This is a genomic window from Methylococcus sp. S1M, from assembly GCF_051295855.1.
GTDB lineage: Bacteria > Pseudomonadota > Gammaproteobacteria > Methylococcales > Methylococcaceae > Methylococcus > Methylococcus capsulatus.
On record NZ_JBPDXO010000003.1, the window covers coordinates 141213 to 159143 of the forward strand.

19 protein-coding genes are annotated in these 17931 nt (G+C 63.4%); 11 read left to right on the forward strand and 8 right to left on the reverse strand.

Translation table 11 applies throughout. The annotated features are described in order from the left end of the window. Positions 1–3: 3 nt before the first annotated feature. Genes ftsY through ACSHWJ_RS07165 form a run of 3 tightly spaced genes read right to left on the reverse strand, consistent with a single transcriptional unit; the run spans position 4 to position 3393 of the window. On the reverse strand, positions 4–1992 hold the full coding sequence (gene ftsY, locus ACSHWJ_RS07155; protein WP_432539542.1) for a signal recognition particle-docking protein FtsY: 1989 nt from the start codon (positions 1990–1992) through the stop codon (positions 4–6). A gap of 33 nt (positions 1993–2025) precedes the next feature. Beyond that, positions 2026–2646 (reverse strand): SCO family protein, encoded by a 621-nt coding sequence (locus tag ACSHWJ_RS07160; RefSeq protein ID WP_154656678.1) that lies wholly within the window; start codon positions 2644–2646, stop codon positions 2026–2028. A gap of 6 nt (positions 2647–2652) precedes the next feature. Further along, entirely contained in the window at positions 2653–3393 is a 741-nt protein-coding gene (locus ACSHWJ_RS07165; RefSeq protein WP_238536895.1) for an SURF1 family protein, read from the reverse strand. A gap of 48 nt (positions 3394–3441) precedes the next feature. Here ACSHWJ_RS07165 and ACSHWJ_RS07170 point away from each other — a divergent pair, with 48 nt between their 5' ends. Together ACSHWJ_RS07170 and ACSHWJ_RS07175 are read left to right on the forward strand one after the other, a co-directional pair. Next, positions 3442–3699 (forward strand): twin transmembrane helix small protein, encoded by a 258-nt coding sequence (locus ACSHWJ_RS07170; RefSeq protein WP_017365987.1) that lies wholly within the window; start codon positions 3442–3444, stop codon positions 3697–3699. Between the two features lie 103 nt (positions 3700–3802). Continuing rightward, positions 3803–4888 (forward strand): FAD:protein FMN transferase, encoded by a 1086-nt coding sequence (locus tag ACSHWJ_RS07175; protein ID WP_218800772.1) that lies wholly within the window; start codon positions 3803–3805, stop codon positions 4886–4888. Here ACSHWJ_RS07175 and arfB read toward each other — a convergent pair. Both arfB and ACSHWJ_RS07185 read right to left on the reverse strand, forming a co-directional pair. Next, complete coding sequence (gene arfB, locus ACSHWJ_RS07180) at positions 4885–5304, reverse strand: alternative ribosome rescue aminoacyl-tRNA hydrolase ArfB (RefSeq protein WP_218800771.1); 420 nt, start codon at positions 5302–5304, stop codon at positions 4885–4887. The two genes, ACSHWJ_RS07175 and arfB, sit on opposite strands and share 4 nt — an antisense overlap. An 11-nt stretch (positions 5305–5315) precedes the next feature. After that, positions 5316–6908 (reverse strand): ABC-F family ATPase, encoded by a 1593-nt coding sequence (locus tag ACSHWJ_RS07185; RefSeq protein ID WP_218800770.1) that lies wholly within the window; start codon positions 6906–6908, stop codon positions 5316–5318. A gap of 298 nt (positions 6909–7206) precedes the next feature. Here ACSHWJ_RS07185 and ACSHWJ_RS07190 point away from each other — a divergent pair, with 298 nt between their 5' ends. The 6 genes from ACSHWJ_RS07190 to ACSHWJ_RS07215 all read left to right on the forward strand — a co-directional run bounded on the left by ACSHWJ_RS07190 (position 7207) and on the right by ACSHWJ_RS07215 (position 12497). Then, positions 7207–7689, forward strand: coding sequence for a hypothetical protein (locus tag ACSHWJ_RS07190; RefSeq protein ID WP_432539543.1), 483 nt, complete (start codon positions 7207–7209; stop codon positions 7687–7689). 133 nt (positions 7690–7822) lie between these two features. Beyond that, the gene (locus ACSHWJ_RS07195) at positions 7823–9079 is read left to right on the forward strand and encodes a hypothetical protein (protein ID WP_432539544.1); all 1257 of its coding nucleotides are present in this window, start codon (positions 7823–7825) and stop codon (positions 9077–9079) included. 26 nt (positions 9080–9105) lie between these two features. Continuing rightward, positions 9106–9324: a hypothetical protein gene (locus tag ACSHWJ_RS07200; protein ID WP_432539545.1), complete on the forward strand. Its 219-nt coding sequence runs from the start codon at positions 9106–9108 to the stop codon at positions 9322–9324. Positions 9325–9469: 145 nt separating this feature from the next. Further along, positions 9470–9757 carry a hypothetical protein gene (locus ACSHWJ_RS07205; protein ID WP_432539546.1) on the forward strand — a complete coding sequence of 96 codons (288 nt, stop codon included), beginning with the start codon at positions 9470–9472 and terminating at the stop codon, positions 9755–9757. Between the two features lie 117 nt (positions 9758–9874). Continuing rightward, entirely contained in the window at positions 9875–10855 is a 981-nt protein-coding gene (locus tag ACSHWJ_RS07210; protein WP_432539547.1) for a helix-turn-helix transcriptional regulator, read from the forward strand. Beyond that, positions 10848–12497: a DUF2357 domain-containing protein gene (locus ACSHWJ_RS07215; protein WP_432539548.1), complete on the forward strand. Its 1650-nt coding sequence runs from the start codon at positions 10848–10850 to the stop codon at positions 12495–12497. Before ACSHWJ_RS07210 ends, ACSHWJ_RS07215 begins: the two co-directional genes overlap by 8 nt. A gap of 9 nt (positions 12498–12506) precedes the next feature. Here ACSHWJ_RS07215 and ACSHWJ_RS07220 read toward each other — a convergent pair whose 3' ends face one another. Next, positions 12507–13652 (reverse strand): AI-2E family transporter, encoded by a 1146-nt coding sequence (locus ACSHWJ_RS07220; protein WP_432539549.1) that lies wholly within the window; start codon positions 13650–13652, stop codon positions 12507–12509. 158 nt (positions 13653–13810) lie between these two features. Between ACSHWJ_RS07220 and ACSHWJ_RS07225 the strand changes: the two genes are divergently transcribed. Both ACSHWJ_RS07225 and ACSHWJ_RS07230 read left to right on the forward strand, forming a co-directional pair. Next, positions 13811–14269 carry a GNAT family N-acetyltransferase gene (locus ACSHWJ_RS07225; RefSeq protein WP_218800766.1) on the forward strand — a complete coding sequence of 153 codons (459 nt, stop codon included), beginning with the start codon at positions 13811–13813 and terminating at the stop codon, positions 14267–14269. A 67-nt stretch (positions 14270–14336) separates the two neighbouring features. Beyond that, a complete protein-coding gene (locus tag ACSHWJ_RS07230) occupies positions 14337–15482 on the forward strand; it encodes a glycosyltransferase (RefSeq protein ID WP_432539550.1) in 1146 nt (381 codons plus the stop codon). Here ACSHWJ_RS07230 and ACSHWJ_RS07235 read toward each other — a convergent pair. Together ACSHWJ_RS07235 and ACSHWJ_RS07240 are read right to left on the reverse strand one after the other, a co-directional pair. Next, positions 15455–15940 (reverse strand): DUF2127 domain-containing protein, encoded by a 486-nt coding sequence (locus tag ACSHWJ_RS07235; RefSeq protein WP_017365973.1) that lies wholly within the window; start codon positions 15938–15940, stop codon positions 15455–15457. The genes ACSHWJ_RS07230 and ACSHWJ_RS07235 overlap by 28 nt on opposite strands. Next, a complete protein-coding gene (locus ACSHWJ_RS07240; RefSeq protein ID WP_218796783.1) occupies positions 15937–16374 on the reverse strand; it encodes a YkvA family protein in 438 nt (145 codons plus the stop codon). The genes ACSHWJ_RS07235 and ACSHWJ_RS07240 overlap by 4 nt, the downstream gene beginning before the upstream one ends. A 95-nt stretch (positions 16375–16469) precedes the next feature. On the opposite strand from ACSHWJ_RS07240, the gene hemN reads away from it, so the two are divergent. Next, positions 16470–17867 (forward strand): oxygen-independent coproporphyrinogen III oxidase, encoded by a 1398-nt coding sequence (gene hemN / locus ACSHWJ_RS07245; RefSeq protein WP_432539551.1) that lies wholly within the window; start codon positions 16470–16472, stop codon positions 17865–17867. The last annotated feature ends 64 nt before the right edge of the window (positions 17868–17931 follow it).

The following is a 17931-nucleotide window of genomic DNA, read 5'->3' on the forward strand; positions in this document are numbered from 1 at the left end:
GCCTCAATGCAGGCGGGTGGTCCCGCTCGTCTCTTCCTCGGCGAACAAGGCATCGATGAACTGGACGGCATCGAAGTCGCGCAGATCGTCGATACCCTCCCCGATGCCGATGAAGCGGATGGGAATGCCGAACTGGCGCGCCAGGGCGAAAATCACCCCCCCCTTGGCGGTGCCGTCCAGTTTGGTCAACACCAACCCCGTCAGGCCGACCGCCTCGTTGAACAGCCTGGCCTGGGACAGGGCATTCTGGCCCGTGCCGGCATCCAGCACCAACAGCACCTCGTGCGGCGCGGTCTCGTCGAGACGGCCGATGATGCGCTTGATCTTGCTCAGCTCTTCCATCAGGTTCGACTTGGTGTGCAGACGCCCCGCGGTGTCGGCGATCAGGATGTCGACCCCGCGCGCCCTGGCGGCCTCCACGGCGTCGTAGATCACCGAAGCCGAATCGGCTCCGCTGTGCTGGGCGATCACCGCGATCTTGTTGCGTTCGCCCCAGGTCTGGAGCTGCTCGACCGCGGCGGCGCGGAAAGTGTCCCCAGCGGCCAGCATGACGCTGTGGCCCTCGTTCTGCAGCCGTTTGGCGAGTTTGCCGATGGTCGTGGTCTTGCCCACGCCGTTGACCCCCACCACCAGGATGACGAAGGGCCGGACCTCCGGCGGGATGACCAGCGGTACGCTGCAGGGGCGGACGATGTCGAGCAGGCGGCCGCGCAGACGGTCACGCAGCGCCCGGCCGTCTGCCGGCTCCTGCCGGTCCAGGTCCGAACCCAGATCGGCGATGATTTCTCGCGTGACAGGGACGCCGACGTCGGCCATCAGCAGCTGCTCTTCGATCTCGTCCAGCAACGCACGATCGATACGCCCCCGCCCAAGGGCTGAAAGCAGACCGGTGAGGCTGCTGCGGGTCTTGCCGAGCTGTCCGCGCAAACGCTCGAACAGGTTTTCCGGCGCTGGCGGCGGCGGTACCGCGGCAGCCGGCGGGCGCACCGGCACCTCTGCGGGAACGGCGGCGGCTTCGGGCAGGCGCCGGCGCAGGTAGACATTGATGTGCACCACGTTGAGCAGCAGCAGCGCGGCCACCGCCTGGTGCGCGACGGCGACCGCCACCGGCAGTCGCAGCAGGACACTCAGCACCCCGAGCCCGACCTGGAGCAACAGCAGGAAGCTCAGCAGCACTGCCGGCTTGCTGATGGGGGCCGCATTGCGGTTGGAACTGGCCCCCATGGCCAACAGGCTCAACACCAGGAACACCGCCACGGCACCGAGCCGGTGCGCGAAATGGATGGCCGCCCGCGCCTCGACCGGCAGCACCCCTCCCGCGTAGTCGGCGGCGACGTTCGGCCAGAGCGTGAAGGCACGCCGCCAATCCAGCTCCGGCCAGGGCTGCCCCAGGCAGGTAGGAAAATCCGGGCAGGCGAGGCCGGCGCGCTGGGCCTCGGTCCAGCCACCCAGGGCGATCTCGGCCAACAGCAGCGCCAGCCCCAGACGCGCCAGAAAACGCAAACCCGGTGCTCCCCGCACCGCCCTCTCGTCCACCTCCGCCTTGACAGCCAGATACAGCCAGTAGGCGCAGCCGAGGGTCAGAAATCCGGTGAACAGGTGTGCGGCGGAAACCAGCGGCATCGGCGCGGCATAGCGCCCCCACAGGCCCAGCCCGGCCTGCCCCGCCGCCAGGAGCAGCAGCGCAGCCGCCAGCAACGCAGCCCTCCCGCGGTGCGCCGGCAGCCACCCAATCATGGCCATCAGGACCAACGCCAGTATGCCGAAAGCCCCGCCGAGATACCGGTGAACCCAGCCCAGCCACAGCCACTTCAGCGCCTTGCCGCCGACCGCGGCCATCATCGCGGCGGACTGCTCGTCGGCGACGGGTGCGCCGTAACAGCCGGGCCAGGCCGGGCAGCCGAGGCCGGCGTCGGCGATACGGAGGAAAGCGCCGATCAGCAGCGCGCCGAACAGGAGGATCAGACCGAGAAAAGTGAGCTTTCTGAACATGGTTGTTGTTCTAAAGTTATAGGCCATCCAGCGTCAGCCGATCTGGGAAGCGCGGAGCAGGTGCTTGAGATCTTTCAGCACGCCATAGGGATCGAAGTCCGCATCGTAATACATCATCAGGTTGCCGAGCGGATCGAGCAGGAGAATCTGCCCCGGCTGCAGCGGTCCGCCGACCGCCTTTTCCAGCTTCTCCCTCAGGGCGGGCGCAAGACCGGCCACGGCCAGGAATTCGTCCTGCCGCAGCCAGTCGGCCAGCGCATCCGCCGCCCCCGGATCCGTCAAGAGGAGGAGACGGCGCACCCGGGGAATTTCCTTGTTCAACATCAGCCGCATCTGCCGGGTCTTGTACAGGTTCTGCCGACAGACTTCGGCACAAGGGCCATCGGCGACGCTCAGGACGATCCAGCGCCCCCTGAGCTGCGCCATCGATTCGGAAGACGTGACCGGAGCCGCGAGCAGTTCGCCGTAGTCCAGCGGTATGGCGGGAGTGATGAGGTGCCCGACGTTACCCAGATCGCCCATCACCCACTGCGGATGGCGGGCGAAATACCAGGCCGCGGCGAACGGCACGATGCAGATCAGGGCGATGATGATGATGGTACGCTGGTTTCGCCGCTGGGTCGGAGTGAGTGCCATGGCTGTGAGAGGGTTCAAGAAAAATCATCGAGAAAGGTCTGGATCCTGCGCTGCGCCCATCCTGAATCCATGGCGGAGAAACAGCCCCAGGGCGATGGCGGCGAAGGAAAACCACTGGATGGCATAGCCCGTGCTCTGATCCGGATCGACGTTGGCTGGCTTCCAGTCGCGGACGAAACCTTCGGCCTCCCCTTGGTCCAACAGCACCTGATAAGGCAGCAGACGGTAGCCGAGGCGCCGCTCCAGCGCCTGACGCTCCACGACCTGCACCATCGCCGGCCAGCCTGGCGCCGGGATTTCCGCCCCCTTCAGCTTCCAACCCACGGCCGGGAAACGCTCCACCATGCCGGTGAGCTCGACGGCGAGCGTCCGGATCGGTAGCTCGGGCAGCCGCCGGCGGTCGGCTCCTGCGGGGATCCAGCCCCGATTGACCAGCACCCCCAGGTCCGAACCCGCGAGCCGGAGCGGAGTGAGCACGTGATAACCGGCCTTGCCGTCGTGAATCTGGTTGTCCAGCAGGAACTGATGCCCAGCATCGTATTCTCCCTTCAGCGCCACCCGCCGATAGCGTGGCGGCCCGGCCTGTCCGGCGGGAGAATCGAGCCGCAGCGGCGGTTCGACCGACTGGCTGGCCAGCTGCGCCAGCAGCGCCCGCTTCTCGGCGGCCCGGTTGAGCTGCCAGGCTCCGAGCAAGCAGAACAGAGGCAATGCCAGCGCGATCCCGACGACCGCAACCCCCGCGGGTTTGAAGCTATAATGCCTCATTTCCTAACCGTGGCGGGTGCGCCGCACCCGACGTCCAGGAATCCGAACATGCTGCCTAAAGTCCTCATCGTGCTGGTACTGGTCGTGATCGTCGCCAGCCTGGGTTCCGCCTTGTTCTATCTGGTCAAGGACGGCGACCGTCGTTCACCTCGAACCGTGCGCGCCCTGACCGTGCGCATCGGGCTGTCGATCGCGCTGTTCCTGGCGCTGCTGCTGGGGTACGCACTGGGCTTTCTCCGTCCGCACGGACTGCGGCCCAACGCGCCGGCCCAAACCCCCGCACCGGCCGCGGCCAATCCACGCTGAGCAAAGCCGGAACCCGCCAAAGGCCGCATATGATACCCGCTGGCCCGTCCTTTTCCCACGCAAGCGCTCGGCTCACCCGCTCCGCCGCCGCAAAGAGATCACCATGACGCTCCCGATTCTGCGCCGTTTCGGCGGACTCCTCCTCGGCGCCACGCTCGTTGCCTGCCAGACCGGGGAAGACGAAACCCTGCTCTCGGGCGACGTGCAGGGGACCACTTACCACATCAAGATGGTGCTGGACGGCCTGCCGGCCGACCAGACCGAATTGAAGCGAGCCGTGGATGCCGTCTACGACGACATCGACCTCAAGCTATCGAACTACCGGGAAGATTCGGAAATCTCCCGTATCAACCGCGCAGCCACGACCGACTGGCTGACCGTTTCGCCCGAGATCGCCGAGCTGGTCGACATCGCCCGCCAGGTGCATGACAAGACCGACGGCTGTTACGACCTGACGGTCAAACCCCTGTTCGACCTGTGGGGCTTCTCGCGCCATCAGACCCGCGTGCCGACCGACGCCGAAATCGCCGCGGTGCTGCCTCACATCGGCATGGACAAGCTGGAAGTGGACGTTCCCGGCCGGCGCCTGCGCAAAAAGGATCCAGCGCTTCGCATCGACCTGTCCTCCATCGCCCAGGGCTACACCGTCGGCCGGGTAGCCAGCCTGCTGGAAGCAAAGGGCATCCAGAACTACCTGGTCGAGGTCGGCGGAGAGATGCAGGTCAAGGGCCGCAAGGCCAACGGCAAACCCTGGCGCGTCGCCGTGGAAAAACCCACGCCCTATACCCGGGAAGTCGAACGGATACTGGATGTCCACCAGACGGAGGGGACCGCCATCATGACCTCGGGCACTTATCGCAATTTCTTCGAGGAGGGAGGCAAGACCTACTCGCATATCCTCGATCCCAGGACCGGCCGGCCCGTCGACCATCATTTGCTGTCGACCACGGTGCTTCATCCCGACCCCACGTGGGCGGACGCGTGGTCCACCGCATTGCTTTGCCTGGGCGAGCAAAAGGGTTACGCCATCGCTGAACGGGAGCGGCTCAAGGCATTGCTGATCTACGGCGAAAACGGCGGGCTGAAAGAGCGGTTTACTCCGGCCTTCGGCGCCGAAATGCCAATGGCGACGACGCCGGCCTCGCCCCTTTCGACCCGGGCCCCCGCCGCGGTAACCGAGACGCGCTAATCGCCGATCCGCCGCCGCAGCCTCTTGATCTCGCCGTGCCTGGTTTTTTCATCCAGGCGCTTCTTCTTCGCCGCCAGCGTCGGCCGGGTCGGCTTCCTTGGCCTGCGCTGTGCCAGCGCTTGCAGGATCAGCCCGCGCAGCCGGGCAAGCGCGTCCTCCCGGTTCTTCTCCTGGGTGCGGAAGCGCTGGGCCTTGATGACGATGATCCCTTCGGCGGTCATCCGCCGGTCGCGGTGATCCAGCAGCCGCGTCTTGCAGGTTTCCGGCAGGGACGATGCGGCGATGTCGAAGCGCAGATGCGCCGCGGTGGCCAGCTTGTTGACGTTCTGCCCGCCGGCGCCTCCGGAGCGGACGAAGCCGATTTCGATCTCCGCCAGCGGGACCGAAACCAGGGCGTTGACGATCAGCCGCGCCACCGGATCCCGGCCTATTCCAGACCCTGCGACTGCAGGTACTCGTCATAGGTGCCGCGGTAATTGACCACGCCCTGCGGCGTCAGCTCGATGATACGGGTCGCCAGGGAGGAGACGAACTCGCGGTCGTGGCTGACGAAGATCAGGGTGCCGGGGTAGTGTTCCAGCGCGGTGTTGAGCGACTCGATGGATTCCATGTCCAGGTGGTTGGTCGGCTCGTCCAGCACCATGACGTTGGGCTGGCGCAGTATCAGCTTGCCGAACAGCATGCGGCCCTGCTCTCCGCCCGACAGCACCTTGACCGATTTCTTGATTTCGTCCGCCGAGAACAGCAGCCGGCCGAGGGTGCTGCGCACCGTCTGCTCGTCATCGCCCTCCCGCTTCCACTGCGACATCCATTCGAACAGATTCATGTCCTCGGCGAAATCGGCGGCATGGTCCTGGGCGAAATAGCCGAGGTTGACGTTCTCCGACCATTTCACCACCCCTTCCCTCGGCGCCAACTCACCCACCAGCGTGCGCAGTAGAGTGGTCTTGCCGATGCCGTTCGGGCCGATCACCGCCACCCTTTCGCCCACTTCGACCATCAGATCCAGGCCGCTGAACAGCGTATCGCCGCCGTAGCCCTGGCTCAGACCTTTCGCCTCCAGTGCCAGCCGATACAGCTTCCTGTCCTGGTTGAAGCGGATGAACGGGTTGACCCGGCTCGACGGCTTGATGTCTTCCAGCTTGATCTTCTCGATCTGCCTGGCGCGCGAAGTGGCCTGCTTGGCCTTGGAGGCATTGGCCGAAAAGCGGCTGACAAAGGCCTGGAGTTCGGCGATCTGGGCCTTCTTCTTGGCGTTGTCGGCCAGGAGGCGCTCCCTGGCCTGGGTCGAAGCGACCATGTAGTCGTCGTAATTGCCCGGATACACCCGCAGCTCGCCGTAATCCATGTCCGCCATGTGCGTGCAGACGCTGTTGAGGAAATGGCGGTCGTGGGAAATGATGATCATCGTGCTGGCCCGCTCGTTCAGCACGTTTTCCAGCCAGCGGATGGTGTTGATGTCCAGGTTGTTGGTCGGTTCGTCCAGCAGCAGGATATCCGGGTTGGAAAACAGCGCCTGGGCCAGCAACACGCGCAGCTTCCAGCCCGGCGCCACGGCGCTCATCGGCCCATCGTGCTGCTCCAGCGGAATGCCCACACCCAACAGCAGTTCGCCGGCACGGGCTTCCGCGGTATAGCCGTCATATTCGGCAAAGGCGGCCTCCAGCTCCGCCGCCCGCATGTAGTCGTCCTCGCTCGCGTCCGGATTGGCGTAGATCGCATCGCGCTCGGACATCGCTGCCCACATCTCGGTGTGCCCCATCATCACGACGTCCAGCACCCGCTGGTCCTCGAAGGCGAACTGATCCTGGCGCAGCTTGCCCAGACGCACGTTGAGGTCGAGCGAAACATTACCGGCGGTCGGCTCCAGATCGCCGCCGAGGATTTTCATGAAGGTCGACTTGCCGCAGCCGTTGGCCCCGATCAGGCCATAACGGTTGCCCTCGCCGAACTTGACGGAGACGTTTTCGAACAGCGGCTTGACGCCGAACTGCATGGTGACGTTGGCTGTAGAGATCAAAATGATTACCGAGAGAAAGGAGTGAGAGGGTGTGGCCCCGACCGGCACCGGCCGAAGCGCAAGGGGCGGCCCCTGGCCTGCGCGTTGCCTCACGTGGAAGCCTGGAATGGGATTTCGAGGCGCCTTGGGCCCTTTTCAAGCGAATAAGGATATCTCAAGTTCGCACTTCCCGTATGAGTGGCTCACTATTTGAGCCACTGGCGCCCGTATCGTGTGACCCGGCGCAACCCGGTCCGGAGATGAGTCCGGCCGGCAACCGCGCTTTCACTTTCTTCGGACACACGGGAACCCAACGACCATGAAACGAACCACCCTGCTCCTGACCACTGCCCTCACCAGCTTCGGCGCCTCCGGCGCCGACAAGGCCATCGCCACCTTCGCCCTGACCTTCCGCCTGGACACCTCGACCTACACGGACGTGGTCGTCATCGACCAGAACGATGGTGACGGCGAATACAGCGGCTATGATGCCAAATCGGGAAGACAGGTCTGGGCCGTCAAGAACGGACCGATGCTGTGCGCGTCCGTCGTCGACAAGCCGATATACGGCGTGAGCTACTGCTTCCCCTACGGCAAGAAGTTTTCCGCGAAGGCTTTCGTGATCCACACGCTTTGCGACGATGGCGTCGTTCTGGATTATTGCACCGGCCTCCCGGTAACCGCTACGGTGACACGGACCAAGAACGCCACCAGCGCCGCACAGGCGATGAGTGAGGAGGAGATCGAGAGCGAAGAGCAGAAGAAGATACTGGAACTTCGGGAGAGGCTGCCTTGGAAGTAGGGACGAAATTTGAAGCCAGTGGAACAGGTGATTTCGAGTGATCTTCGCAGAATACGGTTTGAAGCGCCCGGATTTACCGACTCTTAGGCCAAAAAGGTGTTCACACCTTTAAAACCTCACTGAAAAGCTACCAATGAACAAGTTTTGCTCTAATGAAGCCGATTACCACCAACAAATCATCAACTGTATCGACCTATTGCCAAATCAGTTGAAATCCGAGGAGGATCTACATGTTTTCGTCTGGGGTCACGAGATCAAATTGCTTGATGCAGGACGAAACGGCGGGGACGGTTCAGCGGATTTACTCACCGTGGACGAAAAAGGGAACGTCTGGCTGATAGAAGTCAAGTTTGGCTATAACTCTGAATTGAGTCGCTTCGTGTGGGAAAACCAACTCAAACGGTATAAGCGAGCCATCGAGTCGGTGTCGTACCAAAGGTTGCTTAGGTATACGAAGGAATTCCTCAAGGGGCGCGAACTTACAAAACCAACCGACGTCGTATCATTACAAGCAGAGTCGATCGTTGAAGCGCTAGCGGCTTGGCAGGAGAGAATCGGCCGTGCCTTGGTCGCGCCGGACGAACTGAACCGCCGCATGGCTGAAACGATTGGGACTGGGACCTATGGCATCATGGTGTTGGCTGATCGGTTTGCTCCAGATGTCGTCGATATTGGACAGCAGTTTGAACACAGGGGGCCACTCGCATATGTCCAAGGGATACCAACAAACGCTGGAATCGAGTTTCAGCTACGTTGGCATCGAACCGCAAGTGGGATTTCTGATCGCCAATCGGTTGCCATTGACCCCGATCCTCGATTCGACGCTTCAGAGAAGGAGGTCAACAGATGGTGCGACCCAGACTCTTTCGCTGACACACTCGGCGAGGGAGCTCGACATTTGTGGCTGAATGTCCTTCAACCAGGTCTTCTACGCCTCGGATGGGACGGGAAGCCCCAGCAAGTCAAGCAGATGGCCTTCAACGTTGGGTTTGAGGTCAAGCAATCCCTCGTGCCGCTGCTGGTAATCGGTTGGTCCGAATTAGACGCCAAGGACGTTCCACGACATAGCAAACTCGCGGGTCAGGCGTCAATGAAGATTAATCCTCGGATGAAACAACTCCTCAAGACGTCCGGCGACATCTCGCTCGTGAACCGATTTGCCGAACGGCTGTACCAGCTCGGTTGGCGTGGCAGACCGAACAGGAACATGAACAGGCGTTGGGGCGTCGTACCGATTTCGGCAGAGGAGGTGATGAAGGCCGAAGGCGTAATGATTTACCAACCCGACGAGGCGACGCGAGACCACAATGGTCGGCCAGGAGATAAGGAAAGCATCGAAGGTCTATTGTGTGAATTTGAGGCTGTATTGTACGAATTGCGGCATCGTTAAAAATCAGGTCCAACCGTCTGCTCGCGGTGGAGCGGGTCGGCGCTGAACATCTGGAGGACGCCATCGATATCCAGATCCTCCAGAAAGTTTTGCCGAAATTCCACGGCACCCAGGGCAAACTGGAAGAACCGCTCGACAGACTGAACGAGTTCTGCGAGACCGAAGGGTTTGCCCGCAGCGCGAAAAAGCTGCAACGGATGCTGAAGGATCTGAGCGACCAGGGCTATTGCAGCTTCATCGCCTGATGGCGCGATTGCCGGCCACCGTGAAAATGTTGGGAACCAATCGGAGTGGCTCACTCCATGAGCCTTTACCTCGAATATTCTAATCTCGGCTCAGAGCGCACCTTTAAGCGCTCGGCGCAATTCGATCCGCTGATTGGAGGCTTATATGAAAAGGGCTTGCTGGATTCTGTATCTTTCGCTCCTGGGAGGCTGCGCTCATCTTCCCGATGGGGAAATCGATTACAAGGGTTCATTCGAGAAAAGCATGGAATATCTGGGAATGGCCATATGGGCCCCGATCGTCGTCCCCTCCCTTTTGATTGCTTACACCAAGACCACGGGCCCCGTGAACACCAATTGCTGGAAGAGCGGGGGACGGTTGATCTGCAATTCGCAGGGCTTTATCAACGGAAGCTACTACAGCGGAACCCGTACCTATCGGTTCGACAGGTGAGGCAGGTCTGGATGGCCGAGACAATGCGGAAAGCCGCGGTAACCGGAACAAGAAACAGCGTGCACCGCATCTACACCTCGAACACGCTCCCCCATTGAAATCCAGTTCGTCAGTGAGATGAACCGTACCGAACGTTTCTACAAGATCGACCGGATGCTGCATGAGCGGAAACTGGTTCCCAAAGGCGCTTTTCTGGAAGCGCTGGGCGTATCCGATGCCACGTTCAAGCGCGACATCGAATACATGCGCGAGCGTCTGAATGCGCCCATCGTCTGGGACCGCGAGGCGCGCGGCTACCGGTTCGAACCGGGTGATGGCCCGCCCTATGAACTGCCCGGCCTGTGGTTTTCCGCAGCCGAACTTTACGCCTTGCTGGCGGCGCAAAACCTGCTGGAAGACATCGAGCCCGGGTTTCTGGCGGCCCATGTGGCCCCCCTCAAGTCGCGCCTGGCGGCCCTGCTGGAAAGCGGCGGGCATCCGGCGGCGGAGGTTGCCCGGCGCGTGAAACTGGTCTCGCTGGCGCGGCGTCCGGTCGAACCCCGATTCTTCAACGAGGTTGCGCAGGCGCTCCTGCAACGGCACCAGCTCGAAATCTCCGCCTGGAACCGCCGCCGGGACGAGGTGAACGTCCGGATCGTTTCCCCCCAGCGGCTGGTCCATTACCGGGACAATTGGTATCTCGATGCCTGGTGCCACTGGCGTGACGGCCTGCGCAGTTTTTCACTCGACACGCTGCGACAGGTGCGCTCCCTGTCTACCTCGGCGCACGAGATTCCGGACGAGGTGCTGGAGCGGCAGTACACGTCGAGCTACGGCATTTTCTCCGGCGAAACCCGGCACTGGGCGGTCCTGCGCTTCGTGCCGGAACGCGCCCGCTGGGTGCGGAACGAGTGCTGGCACCGCGATCAGCAGGGCGAACTGCTGCCGGATGGCAGTTACCGCCTGCGCATCCCCTATGCAGTGGAAGCCGAACTGGCGATGGACGTCCTGCGCCACGGCGCCGACGTGATCGTCGAAGCCCCGGAATCTCTGCGCCAATGCGTACGGGACGAGGCCTGGGCGCTCTGGCAGAACCATCGGGCGGCTGGAGATGGGTGAGACGTTCTTTTGCCGGGCTAGCCGCGCCGTGCTGATTACCGGCGAGGGAAACTTTCCCGGACTCGATGAAAATGGCTGGGAGACCTTGGAAGACTGCGCCGGCGTGATCGAAATCGATGAGTGGCAAACCGCCTATCTGCGCTTTTACGGTGAAGAACCCGCCCAGTTTTCACGATGCCTGAACGCCGTGGGCGCGGGCCGCTTCGAAAGGCTCCCGCACCATGCCCTGCCGACCTATCGCATCAATTTCCAAAACCATGTCGGCCAATCCAGTCTGGCAGGGTTCCGGGTCAAGGTCGTCCACCGGAAAATCACGGAAGAGCATTTCAATGCCATGCTGGATTTCCTGTGTGATCAATATGCGACATTGATCTTCAGCTTGCGGCAGATCGCGGGGGTCCACTGGCGCAAGGATCGGGCGGGACGGGACAATCCATATCTGCAGTATCTGCTCATCCGGCGCCATCTGCTGCACGGGCGTCCCGATCTCGATGGCATCGCGGCGCTGGTGCACCGCGCCATGCATGAGCGCATGGTTTCGACCGTCGAGGAGACGTCCATCGACCGAGTGCGCGAACTGGACAGTGCCGCGGCCATGACCCTTCTCAGCCGCCCGGCGGCATGGGGACGGCTGGAGACGGGCCATCCGCTCAAGGACACCGCACTGGCCCGCAGCGTGTTTCAACGCGCCGGCCGACGGCTGTTCCCCGGACGGGTTCGAAGCCGGCGGCGCCATGCCACGGTGGATACGCCGGAAAACCGGTTCGTGAAATTTTTCCTGACCCGGCTCGAACAGCGGCTGGCGCAAATCAAAGCCATGCTGGGCGAGGGCGGCGGCACGTTTCTGCATCCCGAAATGGGCGACGAGATCGGCCGGCTGGAGCGGGCCCTCGACCGCTTTCTGGACGGGCCTCGCTGGCGGGAAGTGGGGGAGCTGCGCCACATTCCCGCCCGGTCCACGGTGCTCCAGCGCCGCGCCGGCTACCGCGAACTGTTCCGGCTGTTCGCCCTGCTTCAGCAAGCCAGCCGTCATGACGCGAATCTGCTGGACTTCACCGCCCTGGTCGAAATCAAGGACGCACCCTTGCTGTACGAGTACTGGTGCTTTTTCCAGGTGAAACAGCGGCTCGATGCGCGATTCGGCCTACCCCGGCGAGCCTCGATCATCGCCGAGGCCCAGCCGGAGGAAGACGCCCTGCGGGAAGGGCTGCGTCTGGACTACGGCCGGGGCATCGCTCTGTATTACAACGCCACCTGCGCCGCCCGCTCCTCCGGCAGATTGAGCAGTTATTCCCATGACCTGCGCCCGGACATCATCTTGAGCGACGGGGACCGCCTGTTGATCCTCGACGCCAAATACCGCGGCGAAGCGAGCGGCGACACCGGCATCGAGTCGCCGAATCCGGCCGACATCGACAAGATGCACACCTACCGCGAGGCCATCCGTAACGTCTGGGGCGCGTTCGTGCTGTACCCCGGCGAAAAGCCGGAGATCCATCCGGCCTTCACGGCCCGCGGCGACAGCCGCTATGAGGGGGTCGGCGCCCTGGTGTTGGTTCCCGGCATTCTGTCCGGTGAGGTTGACGGCTCTGATGAGATCGAGCGGCTCATCGGCGAATTCCTGGAAAGAAGGAAATCCTGATTGACAGCACTAGTCCAGGGGGGGATCCCTGGATTCCTGCCCGCCTGTCGCCCGGATGCCTCCCACCGCGGTATCGTCATACACCCAGGCCATGAACAACTGATACCCCAACGCCAACATGACGGATCCCAGGAACAGGCCGATGATGCCGCCGGTCGCCATGCCGCCGAGCGCCCCCAGCAAAATCACCGGCATCGGGGCGTCCACGCCCCGCCCCAGCATGAAGGGCTTGAGTATGTTATCGACGGAGCCGGCAACGATCGTATAGATGGCGAACATGATCGCCACGATCGTGGAGTCATCGGTCATGAAGACATAAATGACCGTCGGCAGCGATATCAAAAGGGCAGGAACTTGCATGATACCCAGCAGCAAAACCAACAAGGCCAGAATCCCCGCGGCTGGAACGCCGACCAGGATAAAGCCGGCACCCAGCAACAGCGCCTGAATGCAGGCGATGCCGATCACGCCTTGCGCCACGGCCCGAATGGTCGTCGTCGAAAGCCGGACCAGGGCGTCCCCTTGCCCGGGACCCGCCATCCGGTTGGCGATGGCTCTCGCCGCCGCGTGGCCGGACGAAGCATAGGCCATCCAGACGCCCGCAAGCACCAGGGAAACCAGGAACTTCAACACCGCGGAGCCTGCACTGGCCGCGTAACCCAATATCTCTTTGGTGACGGTGCGAATCTTGGGCTCGAATCTCGCGGCCACACTGCCGATGTCCTCATGGGCGGCCGACCAGAGCGCGTACAGCTTGTCTCCCAGCAAAGGCCATTCCGCAACAAAAGCGCGGGGAGCCGGCACTTTGAGGCTGCCGTCCCGGACCTGCCGTACCAGATCCGTCGCCGAATCGGCGAAAGAGACGGCAAGAAGCGCGGTGGGAACAAGCACACACAGGAGTATCGCAAGTACCAGGACGGTCGCGGCGCGACCCTGCTTGTCGCCCATTCTTCGAGCCAGCGAGGCGTGCATGGGATGAAATGCCACTGCCAGAATGACGGACCACAGCATCAAGCCGATGAACGGCTTGAATATCTGATAGCAGTAAATGACCAGAAAACCGATCAGCCCGACCCGGATGAACAGATCTATCAGCCTGTGCGAGATCAGCTTTTCCAACATTCCGTCGGATGCACTGGGTTCACTTGTGTTCATTTGCGAGGCTCCTCTAAGGTTTCGGTTCGAGGCCGCGTCATGGCAACCGTCCGTCCCGGCGGTTCGGCCATGCGGCCGGAGCTCCCGACGGCCACGGCGGATGGCCCATCCCCGGTCGGCTCGAACCCCATTTTCTCAAGTTCACTGCAGGTAAAACCATGGACATCCTGATCCGGCCCGCCGAGACACGTGACATCGAAGCCATGGTGGAACTGCTCGGCACCCTGTTCTCCATCGAGGCGGATTTCACCTTCGATCCGGACCGCCAGCGCCGGGGACTCGCCCTGTTGATCGGGAGCAGCGCGGACCGGGTGCTAGTTGCGGAATGCGAGGGACGGGTGATCGGCATGTGTTCGGTGCAGACGCTGATTTCCACCGCCGAGGGCGGCCCGGTGGGGCTGGTCGAAGACATGGTGGTGGCGCGGGAGTTCCGCGGGAAAGGGATCGGGCGGCGGCTGCTGGGCGAAATCGAGCGCTGGGCGGCCGACGCCGGCCTCACCCGCTTGCAGCTCCTGGCGGACCGGACCAATGAACCGGCGCTGACCTTCTACGACCGGCGGGGCTGGGAGCGCACGGCGCTGATCGGCCTGCGAAAGATGCTGCGCGACACCGATTGAGCCGGGACGGTTGCGTTTCCGCCGGCATCCGTGGAAACTCCCGCGCTTCTCGAACGGCTGGGAAAGTATGGACACCGCAGATTCGATTTTCGGAGGGCTGGTTTTCGTTTCCGCTACGCTCTGGAGCATCGTCCTGACGCTTCCCTGGTTTCCCTGGCTCAACCGGGAGGTGCTGCGGTCACCGTCGGGCGGACACTTCTACGATCTCGGGGATGTCACGGTGGTGATCCCGGCGCGGGACGAAGCCGAGGTGATCGGGCAAACCCTGGCCGCGCTGAAGGAACAGGGCGGAGGTCTGCGCGTGGTGCTGGTCGACGACGGCTCGACGGACGGCACCGGCGAGGCGGCCGGGCGCGTCGAAGGGCTCGATCTGACCCTCCTGCGGAACGAGTCGCTGCCGCCGGGCTGGAGCGGCAAGCTGTGGGCGCTGGAACAGGGGGTGGCCCGGGTCGGCACCGAATACACGGTACTGCTGGATGCCGATATCCTGCTTCAGCCGGGCGTCCTGGGCGTGCTGCGGGAAAAGATGCGCAGCGAGGGCATCCAGTTCGCGTCCCTGATGGCCTCGCTACGGATGGAGAACTTCTGGGAAAGGCTGCTGATGCCGGCCTTCGTCTACTTCTTCAAGATGCTGTATCCGTTCGCCCTGTCCAATTCGCCGGACCGCCGCTTCGCCGCGGCGGCGGGCGGCTGCATCATGCTGGAAACCCGGCTGCTGGAGCGGATCGGCGGGTTCGCCGCGATCCATGGCGCGCTCATCGACGACTGCACCCTGGCGAAAAAGGTGAAGGCGACGGGCGCGAGGACCTGGATCGGACTGTCGCGGGCGGTGGTGAGCCTGCGCCGCTACGACACGCTGGCCGACGTGTGGGACATGGTCGCCCGCACCGCGTTTACCCAGTTGCGCTACTCGGCCTGGCTGCTGGCGCTGTGCACGCTGCTCATGCTGATCCTGTTCTGGCTGCCGGCGGGGGGCCTGTTCGCATCCGATGAGGGGGTGACGCTTGCCGCCGCCTGGGCGGTGCTGCTCATGGCGGGCACTTATATGCCCACCCTGCGCTTCTATGGCAGAAGCGCGGCCTGGGGGTTGCTGATGCCAGTCATCGCGGGCGCTTATCTGGCCATGACCTGGAGTTCGGCGCTGCGCTACTGGCGCGGCGAGCGCAGCCGCTGGAAGGGACGCGTCTACTCGAGCGAAGATGATACCGGCTGAGGCGGCAATCGGCTGCCCGCCCACAAGGCGTAGGCCAGATAGCCGACCACGGCCAGGTTGACGGCCAGCGTCGCGAGCTTGAGCCAGGACACGCCTTCGGCCAGTTCGTAGAGCTCGAAAGGAACGTAGATACCGCCGCTGGCCACGCCGAACCATTCGGCCCAGCGCCGCCCGCGCCACAAGCCATAGGCCTCGATGCAGCGCAGCATGGCATAGCCGAACGCCAGGGCGGCCAGCGCCCAGAGCCGCTGGTCCGACAGGTTCTTCAGCAGATCGAGAAAAATCCGGGGATAACGGCTGGCCGGGTTGAGGTGGGTATGCCGCACCAGTTCGTCGACGACGGGCTCCAACCCGTGATGCAACAACTCGACCACGCCGAAGCCGGCCAGGAGCACGACGATGCCCTTGGCGGCTTCCATGGCGGCGACGACGCGGACACCGTGCATGCCCGGCGTCACGAAGCCTCCGCCACGTCGCCCGGCGCCTCGGACTCCGCCTGTTCGAGCTCCCAGCGGCGGAAATCCTCGAGGTCGGACTTCACCTGCCTGAAGGTCCAGGCCAGCAGGGCGGCGTCGTCGGCGAACCCCAGGCTCAGGATGAAATCCGGGATCAGATCGACCGGCATGACGAAATAGACCACGGCTGCGACGATCAGGCCTAGGCTCTGCCAGGGCAGGGAGTACCGCTTCTGGGCGCAGGCCCTGAGCAGCCGCAGGCAGGCCATGAGCGAATCCCGCACCTCGCTCAGCGGCCCCTTCTTCGCCTCGGCCTTCTTGGACGCCTTGTCCAGCAGCGACGCCAGCTTTCCCGGATCGCCGGCGTATTCCTTCGCCTTGGATCGGGCCTTGGCAAATGCCGCACTGTCCTGAACGGTCTTTTCAATGAGTATCATCGGTGTGCCCTCTTGCGCGGCGGTCCCGGCTTGACAAGGCCTGAGCCCAGGAGCATCGTTCCCCGCCACTTAGGTTTTTCCAGATTCTACCCCCGATGAACCGCCAGAACACCGCCCTCCGCGTGGAATGGGATCCCGCGCTGATCCGCAAATACGACCGCAGCGGCCCGCGCTACACCTCCTATCCCACCGCCGACCGCTTCCTGCCCGACTTCAACGCAGCCCGCTACGAGGAATGGCTGCACCGGCGCGCGGCCGAGACGAATCCTTCGCCGCTGTCGCTGTATTTCCACATCCCCTTCTGCCAGACGGTCTGCTTCTACTGCGCCTGCAACAAGATCGTGACCGCCAACCGCGAGCACGCCGGCAAGTACATCGACTACCTGGAAAAGGAAATCGAACTGCAGGCCAGACACCTGGGGCCGCATCGTGAGGTACGCCAACTGCACTGGGGCGGCGGCACGCCGACCTTCCTGAACCACGCACAGATGCGCCGGCTGATGGGAGCGACGCGCGAGCATTTCGAGCTGGCCGAGGGCGAGTACTCGATCGAAATCGACCCGCGCAAGGTGGACGCGGCCACCATCGCCCTGCTGCGCGAAATCGGCTTCAACCGGATGAGCTTGGGCGTGCAGGACTTCGACCCGGCGGTGCAAAAGGCCGTCAACCGCATCCAGAGCGAAGAGGAGACGCTGCGCGTCCTCACCGCCGCCCGCGCCGAAGGCTTCTGCTCGGTCAGCATCGACCTGATCTACGGCCTGCCCAAGCAGTCGGTGAGCGGCTTCCGCCACACCCTGGACCGCATCCTGGCCGCCGATCCGGACCGGATTTCACTCTACAACTACGCCCACCTGCCGCATTTGTTCAAGCCACAGCGCCAGATCCGCGACGAAGACCTGCCCAGCGCCGATACCAAGCTGGAAATCCTGCAAGATGCGGTCGCCCACCTGACCGGCGCCGGCTACGTCTACATCGGCATGGATCATTTCGCCAAGGCGGACAACGAACTCAATCTGGCCCAGCGCGAAGGCCGTCTGCAGCGCAACTTCCAGGGCTACTCGACCCACGCCGACTGCGACATGGTCGCCCTGGGCGTCACCGCCATCGGCAAGGTCGGGCCGACCTACAGCCAGAATTTCCGCACCCTGGAGGACTACTACGCCCGGCTCAACCAGGGCGTGCTGCCGGTGATGCGCGGGCTGGAATGCGATGACGACGACCTGCTGCGGCGCGCCGTGATCCAGGCACTGATGTGCCAATTCGAGCTGGACTTCGTCCGGCTCGGCCGACAGCATGGGGTGGATTTCCCCCGCTACTTCGCCGCCGAACTGGACGACCTCGAACCGATGGCGGCGGACGGACTGCTGGAGCTGGGGCCGGACCGCCTGACGGTCACCCCCAAGGGGCGTTTCCTGATCCGCAACATCGCCATGGCTTTCGACCGCTACCTGCGCCAGGACCGGGAGCGGCGGGCCTATTCCAAGGTCATCTGATCCCCGATTGCGCCGTGCTTGGCGGTGGTATCATCGGGTCATCCCAAAACCCGAAGGTGTGGAC